The sequence below is a fragment of the Actinomyces sp. 594 genome (assembly GCF_019325145.1).
Lineage (GTDB): Bacteria > Actinomycetota > Actinomycetes > Actinomycetales > Actinomycetaceae > Actinomyces.
Genome location: NZ_PIZC01000052.1, coordinates 32,685 through 46,851, shown reverse-complemented (window position 1 = coordinate 46,851; position 14,167 = coordinate 32,685). Strand labels below are relative to the sequence as shown.

Sequence of the window (14,167 nt, the reverse complement as noted above, 5' to 3'; positions counted from 1 at the left end):
GGCTTGGGTGATCGGTCAGGTCCCGACCGATCACCCAAGCCGCCTCCTACACCCCGTGCCCCTCAGCCGGGCGGAGCATCTGCGGGGAGGCGGCACCAGCCGACCCCGAGGTGGCCTGCCCCTCAGCCGGGCGGAGCGGCTAGTAGGCGTGCCGCCAAGCGCCCCTGTAGAGATCCGGATCGGAGATCACAGGCTGCCGGGGCGCCCACTTCCGGCGGCAGCGGGCCAGGATCTCGTCCGCCTTGTCGAACTCGTTCTTGGTGATGTTCCACGACCACCAGCGGTAATCGTGGGCGATCTCCGGTCCGGGGCCGTCCCCGATTATCTCGCCCTCCATCAGCCAGATCGCCCGTGAGCACATCTCCTCAATGGTCTGCGCCGCGTGGCTCACCAGGAACACCGTCCCCGCTGCCTGGCGGAGCTCAGTCATCTTCCGCTCACTGCGCTCCTTGAAGGCGGCGTCACCGGTGCTCAGTGCCTCGTCAATAAGCAGGATGTCTGGATTCGCGGCGGCGGCGATGGCGAAGCGGAGCCTGGAGGCCATACCTGACGAGTAGGTCTTCATCGGTCGGTAAATCGCCTTGCCAATTCCGGCAAGCTCTACGACCTCGGGCAGCACGTCCCGAGCCTGCTGCTTGGACAGGCCCATGGCCAGGCAGCCGAGCAGGACGTTCCGCTCACCAGGAAGGTCGGGTACTAGGGCCGCGTTAACCCCGAGCAGCACCGGAGTTGAGCGGGCTCTGACACTGCCGGCGCGGGGTGTCTCCAGCCCGGCGATGATGCGCAGCAGAGTGGACTTGCCCGAGCCGTTTCTGCCGAGGATGCCAATCGACTCACCGGCGCGGGCCACCAGCGAGACCCCCTTGAGCGCGTCGACATCCACCTTCGGTCGCTGACCGGTCACTCGCAGGAACACCCGCGTGGCAGGTGACAGCGCGCGCATGGCGCTGGCGTCACTGGAGGGGGAGCGGTAGCGGACCTGCACGTCGCGTACTACCACGGTGGGCTCTGCGGCAGCGGAGTCTTTCGTCGATTCAGCGTTCGACGGCATATGCGACCTCCTTCTCCCAGAAGAATACGAAGCCGAGAACCAGCGCTCCAAAGGTCCAGGTGATCAGCAGCGCCCAGGACCTCGTGTCAGGCATTGCGTCGTACAAGATGCAGTCCCGGTACATCGTGAGGATGAGGTAACCGGGGTTCACGTCCATGAACGCAAGCACGGTGGGGTGGTCTATGAACCGCTCGTAGGAAAAGAACACGCCTGATCCGTAGAACCAGAACTGGGTCAGGAACGGCCAGATATTGCGCATGTCTGGAAACAGCGTGGTGATGCGCGCCGCGAAAAAAGTCAGTCCCAGCGCGAGCATGAACTGTAATAGGAAGATCGGGATGATGAGTAGCCAGTGCAATGTGGGTAGGGCGTGGGGAGGCAGGACTGCCACTAAGAACAGCACCGACGCCAGGGGCGGCAACGTGTCGATCGCCGAGCGCAGCGTGTACGAGATCGGCAGCACTGCGCGGGGGAAGGAGAAGCCCCGAATCATGTTCCTGCCGTTCCTGACCACTTGGGCTCCTCCTGTTATTGAACGCTGGAGGGGCGGAAACAGCGTCACGCCGATGATCAGGTAGCCGACAAAGTTCTCGATGCCGCGGGAGGTCTGCAGCAGTAGACCGAATATCACGAAATAGACGAGTGCATCCAGCATAGGCTTGACGATCAGCCAGGCATTGCCGAGTAGCGTGCCGCGCTGGGAGCCAAGCGCCTTGGCCCGGGCATCCGCCCAAATGAAGTGCCGCCGCTGCCACAGCTGTGCGATGTACTTGCCCAGCGGCGGCCGCAGCCCGACCGGGTCCAGGGACTCCAGCTGGCGGTCGGAGACGACGTGGGAACTACGCATGTAGTAGTTCTCGTAAGCGCGATCGAGCCAGGTCATGGGCATCGGCTCCTGAGACTGTGTGCTCACCTCAACTCCTCATACATCGCGCGGTAGACCGTGCCGTTGCGACTCCACGTGGGTAGTCCGCAAGCTTCAGCACGAATCCTATTCTGGCCGGGCGCGGCAACACGATTCGAGTCCTCCGAGCGCCTGGCCGCCCCAGTGAGGGCAGTGGCGAGGGCCGCAGCATCCTCGGCGGGGAATACCTCGCCACCGCCCCGGGCAACAACCTCCCGCAAGGCCGGCAGGTCAGACACCAGCACCTCCCGGCCCAGTGCCATCGCGTTGAAAGGCTTGATCGGCGTCACCGACCTGCAGACAGGCGTGTCCCTCCGGGGCACGCAGAACGCATCCAGGGCCTGGTACCAGTTCAGGGACTCCTGCTGCGGCACCCTCCCCGGCAGCACGCAGACCTCGGGCCCCAGGCCGAGCTCCGCCGCCCGTGCCTCGAGCCCCGGCCGACTGACGCCGTCGCCCACCAGCAGGCAGTGCACATCGACCCCGCTCGCGCGGCACCGCGCCACCGCCTCGAGCAATACATCGAAGCCCTCATAGTCCACCAGGGAGGAGACGCTGCCAGCCCAGAAGCCCTCGCGAGGCAGCCCCAGCCGAGTGCGCGCCTCAGCCGCACCCACCGCGGGCACCTCCAGCACGGCGTCCTCCACCGCGTTAGGAACAATCCTGATGCGCTCCGCCGGCACCCCGCGCGCGACCAGGTCCTCAAGCTGTACCTGCGACAGGACCACTACCGCGTCCGCCGCCAGCGCCATCTCGGTCTCCTTGGCGCGCAACAGGCGGAACCGCTCTGAGCCCAGCGCCTGAGCCTGCTGGCTCACCGGGCGGGAGGCCACCCAGGTCTGCTCCAGCACACCGCGCATCTCATACACCCACGCCAGCCCGTACGACTCTGCCACGGCGCGCGTGACCAGCGCGTTCTGAAAGTTCGTGGTGGTGTGCAGCACGTGCGGGCGGAAGACCTCCACCTCCTGCGCCAGCAGACGCGCCATTTGCACCAGCCGCGCCGCCGGGGTCGGCGCCAGCCGGGACGGCAGCAGCCGCCGGTACTCGATCCCATCCACCACGTCCGTGCCGGCCGCGCCTACCAGCCCCACCGTCACCGGATAGCCGATCCGCGTAATCGCGCGCACCTCAATGCCCGCGGCGCGCTGGGCGCCAAGCACCGCGTGAGAGCGCACCGCATAGCCGGACTGGGTGTGCGGGAAGGAGTTCGTCAGTACATGTAGCACCCGGGTCGGTCCGCTCCGAGCCGGCTCCTCCCACCTGGGCGAGCGGGTTACCCGTGGGAGCGTGAAGCCCGGGCTCATCACCGCCAGTTGCGAGCGCAGCCGTGCGCGCCGCGCCCGCGCCTCGGGAACGCCGTCGAGCACAGCAACCGCGTCATGGAGCTGACCCCGGGACCAGTAGTCCCGGGAGCGCAGCGTTGGCGGCAGCTGGGCGGCGGCGTCGGGGTGAAGGCGGCCGAGCTGGACTGACAGCTCCGCCGCTAACCGCCTGCCCGCCGGTGAACGGGGTACCGCGGCAGCCAGCGCTCGCTCGGCCTGCGCGGGGCGGTCGGCAAGGAACTCGCCCAGGGCCAGGCGCAAGGACCCTGGCCTCGCGCCTGCGCCGACGGCTCGTGCCATGCGCCCGCGTGCCCCGGGGGGCAGGCGCCGGGCCGACTGCACCGCCAGCAGCAGCGGATCCTCGGCGAGAAGCCGACTAGTGGAGTCAATCAGCAAGCGTATATTGCGGATGCGCTGAGCCTCAGGCACCAGTTACCCCCTCCAGCAGTGACTCGTAACGGGACACCAGGTCCTCCTTGCGTGCGTGCTCATCCAGCCACAGCGAGCCGCTGGCGGGAGCCAGGCGGGAGCGGTCGGCCGCCAGCTCCGTCCACAGTGCCGCCAGCGCCTGCGGGTCTTGCGGGGCGACTATGTCCCCGGCTCCGGACTCGCGCACAATCGCTGCGGCCTCGCCCGCAACCGCGCCACTGATGTGCCGACCGGTGGCCAGGAGCTCGTACAGCTTGGACGGAACCGTCAGTGACATGGCAGGCCAGTCCTGCAAAGACACCAGCACCGTGTCCGCCCACGCGTACTGCTCGCCCACCCGCTCCACGGGAACCGGCTCCAGCACCTGCACCGGGGCGTCTAGACGCGTCGCCTCCGCGCGCACGGCTGCGGCTTGCGCGCCGTCGCCGACAATCCGCAGCATCACATGCGTGCCCCGCTGTGCTGCCAGGGCGGCGGCCCGCACCGCACTGTCCAGCCCCTGGGCCCGACCCACCGTGCCCAGGTACAGCACGCGCAGGGCACCATCCGCCCGAGAGCCCGGCACGGGCGGGAGCGCCGCGACCGGGGCTGCCGGCGCATTGCGGACCGTGACCACGTGCCCCAGGCCGCGCTCGCGCAGCGCTTGGGCGAAGGACTCGGTGGTGGTAACCACGGCGTCGGCCTGGCGCTCCAGATGGGTGATTGCCCCCGGTACGGTCCCGCGCGCCGCCGCCAGCGCCCGACGCCGCAGCCCGGGAGCGTCACCACCTGCCCAGCTGGAGGCGGAGTCAAGGATGTCCGGCCAGGCGTCGCGCAGCTCCGCCACTACCGGCCGGCGCAGCACGCGCCCCAGCATCAGGGCGGCCGGCAGGGTCGGTAGCCCCGGCACCGTGCCGACGACGACGTCGGGCCGCTGCGATCCGGTAAAGCGCCGCAGTCCCAGCTTCAGGGCGTCCGCCGCAGCCACCGCCTGGTCCGCGCCCCGGCCCCCCAGGCCGACGTCGTAGGGGCGGAAGGCGGTGCGGTGGATCATCGCCCCGGACGGGTCCCGGTGCACCGCGCCCGGGGCGTGGCGCGGGTCGGCGTCGAGCAGGCGCCCGGTGGGATAGTGCGGCGGCGGAGCCAGCACGGCCAGCTCGTGGCCGCGCCGGACCAGGCCGCGGGCCAGCCAGCCCCAACGCATCTGCGGGGCGCCCGTCTCCGGCGCCCAGTAGTGGGTGAGCAGCAGGATCCTCATCTTCCTCACCTCACCGGCCTCAGCGCGCGGAAGGGGTCGCCGGCCCCGACCGCTAGCGGCAGGTACAGGTAGGCGATCAGCACCGCGCCGATGAGCCCCCAGGCAAGCGCCGGCTGCCCCAGCACCAGGCCCAGCCAGGCCAGGGCCGAGCACAGCGCCGCCGTGGCCGCCACCAGCAGGGCCACGGCCCAGTGCGGCCAGCCGAATGTCACCAGGCGCTGGTAAACGTGCAGCTTGTGCGGCTCATACCACCGCTGCCCGGTGCGCACCCGCATCCCCAGGGTGAAGCCGGCATCGGTCACCAGCACCAGCAGCGGTGCCACCGAAGCACTTGCCGGAACCCCGGAGGCCAGGCAGATCGTGGCCGCGAAGGCCCAGGCGCCGCCCAGCGCGTAGGAGCCGGAGTCGCCCAGGAAGAGCCGCGCCCGCGGCGCGTTGAAGGGCAGGAATCCTGCTGCCGCCCCGGCCACCGCAATCATCACGACGCCGAGTCCCGGAACCGGGTGCGCCAGCGCCACCACCGTGAACCATAGGCCCGCCACCACCGCGTGCCCCGCAGCCAGGCCGTTTGCGCCGTCCATGAAGTTGGTGGCGTTGACCAGTCCCGCGGCGCACACGGCCACGGCCACGGCCACCCACGGGTTCGCCCCCACCAGGGCGGCGGCGGCCAGGCCCAGGAGCAGGCCCAGGACCAGCTGCAGGCACAGGCGCAACCGGGTGGAAAGAGAGAAGAGGTCCTCCGTCAGGCCCACGACCGCGAAGGCCACAATCGCCACCAGCCCCAGCGCCAGCACGCTGAAGCGGGTGTACGCGTGCGTCGTCGCGAGCCGGTGCCAGGCGATTACGATCGCCGGGCCCATTACCAGCAGCGCCCCTAGCACCACGGCCAGGCCGCCGCCGCGCGGTGTCGGCACCACGTGCAGCGAGCGATCCACCGGGACGTCGACCACCTGGGCGCGCCGCAGCACCGGGATCAGCGCCGCCGTCGCCAGCGCCGACGCCGCCGCGGCGGCCAGGAAGCCGAGGACCAGGGCAACTGTCATGCCCCGCTCTCCGCTTCCATCCACCGGCGTACCAGGGCACCGTGCTGGCCCCACTCGGCGCGTTCACGCAAGTCGGTGATCGCCGCGAGCTTCCCCATCGGGTAGGGCGGCACCGAGGTCTGCGAGATCAGCGGGTGATTCGGGCGCACGTCCTGCTCGCCCCGGCCGAACAGCTCCTCGGTGAGCTTCTCCCCGGGGCGCACCCGCGTGTAGGTGACTTGCGCGTCGGGGTAGCCCATCAGGGTGGCGAAGCGGCGCGCGATCTCCTCGATGTTGTGCGGCTTGCCCATGTCCAGGATCAGGACCTCGCCCGAGCGCCCAAGCACCCCTGCCTGCAGGACCAGCTGGCAGGCCTCGTCCACGCTCATGAAGAACCGCTCCATGCTCGGGTCCGTGATCGTCAGCGGTAGCCCGCGCTCCAGCTGGGAGGCGAAGGTCAGCAGCGCCGAGCCGCGTGAACCCAGTACGTTCCCGAATCGCACGGACATGAAGCGGCGCTCGGGAGCCAGCGTCCGCCCGATGGTTGCCGTCAGCCGCTCGGCCACCCGCTTGGAGTAGCCGAGCACGCACTGCGGGTCCGCGGCCTTGTCCGTGGAGATATTGATGAATCGCCGCACGTCATGACTGGCTGCCGCCAGCAGCAGGTCGCGGGTGGCCGCCACATTCGTCAGGAAGGCCTCCTCCGGGAAGCGCTCCGTGAGCGTGACGTGCTTCAGTGCGGCCGCGTGGAAGACGATGGTCGGCCGGTTCTCGTCGAACAGGGCGGGAATGAAGCCGGGGGTGCGCAGGTCTCCGAGGATCACGTCGGGGGAGTCGAGCATCGCCTGCCCGTCCAGGGACAGCTGTACCGCGTGCAGGGCGGAGTCGTCCCGGTCCACCATGATCAGTCGCTCCGGCTCGTAGCGGGCGATTGCGTGGCACAGCTGGGAGCCGATCGATCCGCCCGCACCCGTCACCAGGACGCGCTCGCCGGTCAGGTAGGCACCGATGGCGTCGACGTCGGTGTCGATCTCGCGGCGTCCGAGCAGGTCCGCGATCTGCGGGGGCCGGAAGACGTTGGTCGACTGGAGCTGGGAGGCGTCGGGGTGGTACGAGGGCGCGCGCTCGACCAGCTCCTCCATGGAGGGCATGATGCGGATCTCGAGTCCCAGGGACTGGGCCTTCTCCACAACCTCGTCGACTCGCTCCGGGCCTGCGGAGGGCACCGCCAGCAGTACCAGGTCGGCGCGCTTCTCCGCGGCTACCTGCCCGAGCGCCTCCCACGGCCCCAGCACCCGCACCCCGCTGATGCGCAGGTGCCGCTTGGAGGGGTCATCGTCCAGGATGGCAACCGGGGTGAAGACGCCCTCCTGGTCCTGCTGCATCAAGCTGATCGCCTGTACCCCGCCGTAGCCTGCCCCGAGCACGATGGTGCGCCGGCTGCGGTGCGCCTGCGGGCGGTGCCGCCAGGCGACTACGCGCTGGAAGAGCCAGCGCACCGCCATATGCAGGGTCAGCGCCACCGCCCCGGAGACCACCGCCGCCCCCAGCGGCAGCAGCAGGCCCTGGGACAGGATGGATGCGAGCATCAGCACCGCCGCAATCAGTACATCCGTGACCAGGATCTGCGGGATCTCATCCCCGGTGGCGAAGCGGGCGCGGCCGCGCAGGAACAGCAGCCAGGCCAGCAGCTGCAGCACTGCCGCGAGCAGGATGGCGATACCGGTCGCGATGCCGGTCGGCTCCCGGGAGCTGCCGTCAATGTTCAGGGACAGGACCAGCACAATCGCCAGCACCCACATGGCGCAGTCCAGGGCCGGGATGGTCCCGTGCGGCAGGTGCAGCCGCGAGCCGCCGATATCGGTGGTCGGCCAGGACTCGCGCGGGTCCGGTGTGGTGGGGAGGGCGGCTGCGCCGGGCTGCGGTCCGGATGCGGGGGCTTCCTGCCGGGCCCCCGCCGGGGAGGAGTTCAGGGAATTCACAGTGATACTGACCTCAGGTGATCGGTGGGACGTGACATGGCGGGACGGAAATCGGGCAGGCGCTCGCCCAGGCCCAGCAGCGCGGCGATCGCGGCCACCGCGCGCTGGGATGCGTGGCCATCGCCGTAAGGGTTGGCGGCGTGAGCCATCTGCTGATACAGGGTGGGGGAGTCCAGCAGGGCGGAGACCTCCGTTACCAGCCGGTCCTCCGCCGTGCCGATGAGGCGGACCGTGCCGGCTTCTACGCCCTCGGGACGCTCGGTGTTCTCGCGCATCACCAGTACGGGCTTGCCCAGGCTCGGCGCCTCCTCCTGCACGCCGCCGGAGTCGGTGAGCACGATCCGGGCGGCGTCCATGACGGTGGTGAACTCCCCGTAGGCCAGGGGCTCGGAGATGAGCACATTCGCCAGCTGCGCCACGTGCGGGATGACTGCCTCGCGCACAACCGGATTACGGTGCACCGGCAGCACGATCAGGTGCTCGGGGAAGCGGGCCGCCAGGCGTGCCAGCGCCCGTCCCACACCCTCCAGCGCCTCACCCCAGTTCTCCCGCCGGTGGGCCGTGACCAAGATGAGCGGACGCCCCTGCGCAATCGCCTCCCGCAGACGGGGGTCGGCGGGCTGAGTGCGCCGGGCGCGCGTGTGCAGCAGGGCGTCAATCACCGTGTTGCCGGTGACCGCGATGCCTTCCGGGTCCACGCCCTCGCGCAGCAGGTTAGCTCTTGAGCGCGGGGTAGGCGCCAGGTGTAGTGAGGCCAGCTGGGTGGTCACCCGCCGATTGGCCTCCTCGGGAAAGGGGGAGGAGAGGTTCCCCGAGCGCAGCCCCGCCTCTAGGTGCACCACTGGCACTCGTCGGTAGAAGGCCGCCAGCGCCGCGGCGGCGACGGAGGTCGTATCGCCCTGTACCAGGACCGCGTCCGGGCTTGCGGAGGCGAGGACAGGATCCAGCCGGGCGAGGATCTTGGCGCTGAGCGTGTTCAGGGTCTGGCCGGGTTCGAACACGTCGATGTCATAGTCCGGCGCCAGGCTGAAAATCTCGCTTACCTGGCCCAGCATCTCCCGGTGCTGCCCAGTGGACACGAGCGTGGGGCGCAGGTCCGCGTGGTCTCGCAGCCCCTGGATGACCGGCGCCAGCTTGATCGCCTCGGGGCGTGTGCCGTAAACGACCATGACGCTCTTCGGCACTGGCACTCCTAGTGGGAACTGTACTGCCAGAGACGGGGAGTCACTGACAAAGACGTTTCTCAGGATAGCGCGCGGTCTCACTTCGGCTACCCAGTATCCCGCCGAGCTGCCGGACCGTTACCTTTGTTGCCATACTCATGCCTGCCTGTGCCGCGGCGTCGGCCCGGAACTCTGCCCGGAACTCATCCCGGAACTCTGCCCGTGAGGCGGTCTGGGAGTCGGCTCAGTGCCGGCTCGCCGCCGCCTAGTGCCTGGCGGGGAGCTGCTCCGCAAAGCGGTTGATGCGCTCGGCCAGCCACGCGTAGGCGGCGTCCTGGTAGTGGAAGGGTGCCGGCCCCCAGACATGGTGCGTGCCGGCAAGCGTCAGCTCGTCCGGCAGGCGCAGCACGCGCACTCCCGTGGCCTCTGCTGCGGCCTCGTAGTAGCGCTGCGCGAACCAGTTTGCCTCCGCCGCGCCCACGCCCCAGGACGTCGGCGTGCTCTCCCCGTCCTCGTCCGCAATTGCCCACGCCGTTTGCAGCAGCAGCGTGCGGTCAGCCAGGCCCAGGTCCTCCAGCTCCGCGCGCCAGGCCGGCAGCGTCTCCCGCCAGCGCTCGAAGTGCTCGTCAGATCCGAACTCCAGCAGGCGCGCTCCCTCCAGCGAGTCGTACAGGCCCGCCGTGAGTCCCTCAGTGGTGCGGGTCAGCAGCTCGCCGCCGGGCAGCTCGAACACGCCCAGGCGCTCGTCCACGATGTCCCACAGCAGCACGTCCGTGCGCTCCGCCGCAGCCTGCAGGCGGGAGTGGCGGTCGCCGACCAGGTCCTCGGCGTGTACCCGCCTGACGAAGGCGGAGCTGAACCCGCTCAGGTCCAAGGTGCCCTCCGGCACGTGCGAACCCGCCGACAGCAACGACTGGCGTGCCACATAGGCCCCGACCCGCCAGCCTTGCCGACGCATCACCTCCACGGTGTCCCGACCCACGCAGGAGCCGAACACGGAGACGGTACGCGCAGTCTGGGCGTCGCTCATCGGCTCCTCCGGCAGGTCAAAGGGCTGGTGGGAAAAGCGTAGACGCAACCGGCATCGGCCACGCGCACGCCACGGGTTGGAGCCGCCGGGTGAGCACCCTCTCAGGGAGCGGTTGCCGCGGGAGCAGACAAGCTGTCTGAATATGACAGACTCTCCGGTGAACAGCCACCGCGGAAGGGAACCCCACATGCCCGCAGGCACTTCCAGCGCCGTCGCCGCCTACGACACCACCCTGCGTGACGGCGCCCAGCAGCAGTCCGTCGCCTTCACCGTCGCCGACAAGCTCGCCGTCGCCCGGCTACTGGATGAGCTGGGCGTGGCCTACATCGAGGCCGGCTGGCCCGGCGCCATCCCCAAGGACACCGAGTTCTTCGCCCGTGCCCGCACTGAGCTGGAGCTGCGCACGGCCAGGCTGGTCGCCTTCGGCTCTACCTGCAAGGCGGGCATGGCCGCCGGGGAGGACCCACAGGTGCGTGCCCTGCTGGACTCCGGCGCACCCGTGGTGACTATCGTCGCCAAGTCCGATCCGGTGCACGTGGAGCGGGCCCTGCGAACCAGCCTGGCGGAGAACCTGCGCATGGTGCGCGACACGGTCGCCGTGCTGGTCGCCGCGGGCCGCGAGGTCATGGTTGACCTGGAGCACTTCTTCGACGGGCTCGATCACGCCGCCGTCCTCGCCGGCGAGGCGGCCGGTTCCGGCGAGGCCGGCCCAGCCGCTGCCGGCGGCGCCGGAGCTGCGGCCGGCACGGAACCGGCCGGTAGCGGACTGGACCTGCCCTACCCCCTCGCCGTTGCCGTGGCCGCCGCGCAGGCGGGAGCCGGCACCGTCATTCCCTGCGACACCAATGGTGGCACCCTGCCCGACGTCGTCGGCGAGCGCGTGGCCCGCCTGCGCGACGCCCTGGAGAAGGCCGGGCAGGGGGACTGCACTATCGGCATCCACACTCATGACGACGCCGGGGTCGCCGTCGCCGGGGCCCTAGCGGCCGTCCGCGCCGGGGCCCGGCAGGTGCAGGGATGCGTCAACGGGCTGGGGGAGCGCACCGGCAACGCGAACCTGCTCACCCTCATCGCCGACCTGGAGCTGAAGACCGACTTTACGGTGCTCCCCGGCGACGCCGCCGAGCGCGCCCAGCGCCTGGCCGAGCTGTCCGCCGTCGCCAGGCACGTGGGCGAGATCGTCAACCGGCCGCCGTCGAGCCGCCTGCCCTACGTGGGGGCGCGGGCCTTCGCGCACAAGGCCGGGCTGCACGCCTCCGCCATCCGGGTGGACCCGAACCTGTACCAGCACATCGACCCGGAGCGCGTGGGCAACACGATGACAATGCTCGTGTCCGAGATGGCCGGGCGCGCCTCCATTGAGCTCAAGGCCCGCGAGTTCGGCATCGACGCATCCGGCGACCACGAGCTGCTCACCCGGGTGACGGAGGCGGTCAAGGCGCGTGAGGCCGTCGGCTACACCTACGACGCCGCCGACGGCTCCTTCGAGCTGCTGCTGCGCGCCGCCCGCGGCGATCTTCCCGAGTACTTCCGCATCGAGTCCTGGCGCGCCTCCATCCAGGCCCGGCCCCTGCCCGGGCAGCGGCTGCTGTCCACCGAGGGTGACACCGTCACCGAGACCGAGGCCACCGTGCGCCTGTGGGCCGGCGGGCGGCGCTACGCCGTACTGGGGGAGGGCAACGGTCCCGTCAACGCCCTGGACCACGCGCTGTGCGCGGCGCTGGAGCAGGTCTATCCCGAGACCGCCGAGTTCGAGCTGACCGACTACAAGGTGCGCATCCTGGATACCGAGCGCGGCACCCGGTCGGTGGTGCGCGTGCTCATCGACATCACCGACGGGGAGCAGACCTGGTCCACGGTCGGCGTGGGCACGGACGTGGTGGAGGCCTCCTGGGAGGCGCTGATCGACGGGCACATCGTCGGCCTGCTGCGCCGCGGCGTAGAGCCCAGGTAGGCGGGCGCAGGAATCCGTCGGCTCGCGGGGTGGGTTGGGAGTCGGCCTGCGGGACGTCGGCCCGGCCTGCTGGGTGGGCTTACGTGCCGCAGGGTGGGCCAGACTGTCCGAATCGATTACAAACGTCATTCGCGCCCGTTCGGCGCGCTTCGTAAACCGCATGATTCCAACGGTCTGGGGTACGCCGCGCGTTGCGCCGGGCGCCTTTGTCATCAGTTTTGACAGGTTGCGGGCGCGGGCGGGGGCGCGCATGCGCCGACCCAGGCACGGCCCGAAAAAACCCCGGCACACGCTGGAATGCCGGGGAAATCGTGGGGTGGCTGACGGGGCTTGAACCCGCGACCTCCTGGACCACAACCAGGCGCTCTACCGACTGAGCTACAGCCACCATCGGGCGACGGCGTCGCACCGAGTCGGTACTTTATCGGCTAGCCCGTGCCGGCACCAATCCGGACTCCGTGTACTGCGTCACCCTCGCGGTAGGGGAGCGAGAGTGCGTGCCGACCCGGCCCGGGTGCAACCGCCGCGCCCCCGGCGGCCGAGCCCGGACGACGCCGTCGGCCGGGCGGAGACTCCAGGGCCATCGGCGAAGGCGCCCTCGTCAGAGCAGCTGCGCCGTCGGGTGCTCCACGACCTGGGCTGCGGCCGCCTGGCACTCCTCGCTCGTGGGGCCCTCGCCCTTGGGGAACAGCACCTCGCGGTAGTAGCGAAGCTCGTCGATCGACTCCAGGATGTCTGCCAGCGCGCGGTGCCCGCCGTGCTTCTCCGGGGCGTGGAAGAAGGTGCGCGGGAACCAGCGCTTGGCGACCTCCTTGATGGAGGAGACGTCCACGATCCGGTAGTGCAGGTAGTCGATGAGCTCGGGCATGTCGCGGGCCAGGAAGGACTTGTCAGTGCCCACGGAGTTGCCGGCCAGCTGCGCGGTGCCCGCCTCCGGCACCAGGGACTTCACGTAATCCAGGACTGTGCGGCCGGCCTCCTGAAGCGTCAGCCCGTCCTTCAGCTCCTCCAGCAGGCCGGAACTCGTGTGCATCTCGCGCACGTAGTCGCCCATCTGCTCCAGGGCGGCCGCCGGGGGCTTGATCAGCACGTCGATGCCCTTGCCCAGCGGCTTGAGCTCGTAGTCGGTGACGATCACTGCCACCTCGATCAGCGCGTCCGCCTCAAGGTTCAGGCCCGTCATCTCGCAGTCGATCCAAACCAGGGGATCTGCGGTAGTTATCTGTCGACTCACGGTCGCCGAGTGTAGACCCGGTTCGAACGGCGGCTCGGGCGCTGATGTATCTTGTGGGCCATGGCAGCTCAGACCGTTACTGCGGAGATGTTGGACAAGTTGACCTATCAAGCGGAGCGCGAGCGAGGCGCCGCCAAACTATGGCAGGTGCTGGTCGTCATCTGGGCCCTCGTTACGGTGGTGCTGTCCCGTTCGGGCGTCATGACGGTGCCGCTGCTTGTGGTGGTCCTCGTCCTGACCGCCTGTCTCGTGGGCGGTTGGGTTGTACACCTGCGGCGCTTGAAGGAATTGGAACGCCAGTTGAATGACGCGATCGCTCAGGCGGAGGCCTACAGCGACTAGTGGCTCGCGGGACGGTGATCCCGCAGTGAACCCGAGGTGAACCGTGGCCTCGGCTCGACTGCGTCGTCGGCCTTTCCCAGGGCGCCCGATGAGTATGAGCGGGCCAGAAGAGTGCTGCGAGGCGGTCCAAGTGCGGGCGAGTGCTTGGACTCAGGCCCGGGCGTGGTTGACGCCGCCGACTGGGGCCATGCGCGCAGGCGGCGCGCCAGCCGCACCCCCCCCAGCCGAGCCGCGCCACCGATCACGTCCTCAAACCGGAGGGACCAGTTTCCGGCGCGATATGGACTTATCCCGGTGCCCCCGCCCGGACTCGAACCGGGAACCTGCGGATTAGAAGGCCGATGCTCTATCCATTGAGCTACGGAGGCTCACCGGCACAGCGTACGTCACAGTGGGCAGAAGTTCCCACTTGGGGAGCAGCGGAAACTGTGCCCAACTGCCGGGCGGGGAAGGTATCGTTCCGGACAAGCTGGTGAACTATCGCCCCACGATCT

Annotated in this window: 11 protein-coding genes and 2 tRNA genes; 2 read left to right on the top strand and 11 right to left on the bottom strand. The window is 69.7% G+C overall.

Annotated elements, in window-relative coordinates; genetic code table 11:
- Nucleotides 1-139: 139 nt before the first annotated feature.
- The 8 genes from GZ998_RS09230 to GZ998_RS09195 all read right to left on the bottom strand — a co-directional run bounded on the left by GZ998_RS09230 (nucleotide 140) and on the right by GZ998_RS09195 (nucleotide 10,143).
- Nucleotides 140-1,051 carry an ABC transporter ATP-binding protein gene (locus tag GZ998_RS09230; protein ID WP_161924523.1) on the bottom strand — a complete coding sequence of 304 codons (912 nt, stop codon included), beginning with the start codon at nucleotides 1,049-1,051 and terminating at the stop codon, nucleotides 140-142.
- Nucleotides 1,035-1,964 carry an ABC transporter permease gene (locus GZ998_RS09225; protein ID WP_308807201.1) on the bottom strand — a complete coding sequence of 310 codons (930 nt, stop codon included), beginning with the start codon at nucleotides 1,962-1,964 and terminating at the stop codon, nucleotides 1,035-1,037. Before GZ998_RS09225 ends, GZ998_RS09230 begins: the two co-directional genes overlap by 17 nt.
- The gene (locus GZ998_RS09220; protein WP_257505749.1) at nucleotides 1,961-3,676 is read right to left on the bottom strand and encodes a glycosyltransferase; all 1,716 of its coding nucleotides are present in this window, start codon (nucleotides 3,674-3,676) and stop codon (nucleotides 1,961-1,963) included. The genes GZ998_RS09225 and GZ998_RS09220 overlap by 4 nt, the downstream gene beginning before the upstream one ends.
- Before the next feature lie 25 nt (nucleotides 3,677-3,701).
- Nucleotides 3,702-4,946 carry a glycosyltransferase family 4 protein gene (locus GZ998_RS09215; protein WP_162679830.1) on the bottom strand — a complete coding sequence of 415 codons (1,245 nt, stop codon included), beginning with the start codon at nucleotides 4,944-4,946 and terminating at the stop codon, nucleotides 3,702-3,704.
- Between the two features lie 5 nt (nucleotides 4,947-4,951).
- The gene (locus GZ998_RS09210) at nucleotides 4,952-5,989 is read right to left on the bottom strand and encodes a glycosyl transferase family 4 (protein WP_161924522.1); all 1,038 of its coding nucleotides are present in this window, start codon (nucleotides 5,987-5,989) and stop codon (nucleotides 4,952-4,954) included.
- Nucleotides 5,986-7,950, bottom strand: a complete 1,965-nt coding sequence (locus GZ998_RS09205) for a polysaccharide biosynthesis protein (protein WP_237564105.1) — start codon at nucleotides 7,948-7,950, stop codon at nucleotides 5,986-5,988. The genes GZ998_RS09210 and GZ998_RS09205 overlap by 4 nt, the downstream gene beginning before the upstream one ends.
- Nucleotides 7,947-9,119 carry a non-hydrolyzing UDP-N-acetylglucosamine 2-epimerase gene (gene wecB, locus GZ998_RS09200; protein ID WP_161925401.1) on the bottom strand — a complete coding sequence of 391 codons (1,173 nt, stop codon included), beginning with the start codon at nucleotides 9,117-9,119 and terminating at the stop codon, nucleotides 7,947-7,949. Before wecB ends, GZ998_RS09205 begins: the two co-directional genes overlap by 4 nt.
- Before the next feature lie 259 nt (nucleotides 9,120-9,378).
- On the bottom strand, nucleotides 9,379-10,143 hold the full coding sequence (locus tag GZ998_RS09195) for a DUF6270 domain-containing protein (protein WP_161924521.1): 765 nt from the start codon (nucleotides 10,141-10,143) through the stop codon (nucleotides 9,379-9,381).
- A 187-nt stretch (nucleotides 10,144-10,330) separates the two neighbouring features.
- Between GZ998_RS09195 and GZ998_RS09190 the strand changes: the two genes are divergently transcribed.
- The gene (locus tag GZ998_RS09190; RefSeq protein WP_162679829.1) at nucleotides 10,331-12,097 is read left to right on the top strand and encodes an alpha-isopropylmalate synthase regulatory domain-containing protein; all 1,767 of its coding nucleotides are present in this window, start codon (nucleotides 10,331-10,333) and stop codon (nucleotides 12,095-12,097) included.
- Nucleotides 12,098-12,409: 312 nt separating this feature from the next.
- Here the strand turns inward: GZ998_RS09190 and GZ998_RS09185 are convergent.
- Both GZ998_RS09185 and orn read right to left on the bottom strand, forming a co-directional pair.
- Nucleotides 12,410-12,485, bottom strand: a tRNA-His gene (locus GZ998_RS09185).
- A gap of 213 nt (nucleotides 12,486-12,698) precedes the next feature.
- On the bottom strand, nucleotides 12,699-13,319 hold the full coding sequence (gene orn, locus GZ998_RS09180; protein ID WP_162679835.1) for an oligoribonuclease: 621 nt from the start codon (nucleotides 13,317-13,319) through the stop codon (nucleotides 12,699-12,701).
- A 72-nt stretch (nucleotides 13,320-13,391) separates the two neighbouring features.
- On the opposite strand from orn, the gene GZ998_RS09175 reads away from it, so the two are divergent.
- Nucleotides 13,392-13,673 carry a hypothetical protein gene (locus tag GZ998_RS09175; RefSeq protein WP_162679828.1) on the top strand — a complete coding sequence of 94 codons (282 nt, stop codon included), beginning with the start codon at nucleotides 13,392-13,394 and terminating at the stop codon, nucleotides 13,671-13,673.
- A gap of 295 nt (nucleotides 13,674-13,968) precedes the next feature.
- Here the strand turns inward: GZ998_RS09175 and GZ998_RS09170 are convergent.
- Nucleotides 13,969-14,041: transfer RNA gene (locus GZ998_RS09170), tRNA-Arg, on the bottom strand.
- Nucleotides 14,042-14,167 lie beyond the last annotated feature (126 nt).

What these genes read in the sequence shown, in the direction of transcription:
- GZ998_RS09215 (WP_162679830.1), bottom strand. Translation starts at nt 4,946, where the DNA reads ATGAGGATCCTGCTGCTCACCCACTACTGGGCGCCGGAGACGGGCGCC.
- GZ998_RS09210 (WP_161924522.1), bottom strand. Translation starts at nt 5,989, where the DNA reads ATGACAGTTGCCCTGGTCCTCGGCTTCCTGGCCGCCGCGGCGGCGTCG.
- GZ998_RS09230 (WP_161924523.1), bottom strand. Translation starts at nt 1,051, where the DNA reads ATGCCGTCGAACGCTGAATCGACGAAAGACTCCGCTGCCGCAGAGCCC.
- GZ998_RS09190 (WP_162679829.1), top strand. Translation starts at nt 10,331, where the DNA reads ATGCCCGCAGGCACTTCCAGCGCCGTCGCCGCCTACGACACCACCCTG.
- GZ998_RS09175 (WP_162679828.1), top strand. Translation starts at nt 13,392, where the DNA reads ATGGCAGCTCAGACCGTTACTGCGGAGATGTTGGACAAGTTGACCTAT.
- wecB (WP_161925401.1), bottom strand. Translation starts at nt 9,119, where the DNA reads ATGGTCGTTTACGGCACACGCCCCGAGGCGATCAAGCTGGCGCCGGTC.
- GZ998_RS09195 (WP_161924521.1), bottom strand. Translation starts at nt 10,143, where the DNA reads ATGAGCGACGCCCAGACTGCGCGTACCGTCTCCGTGTTCGGCTCCTGC.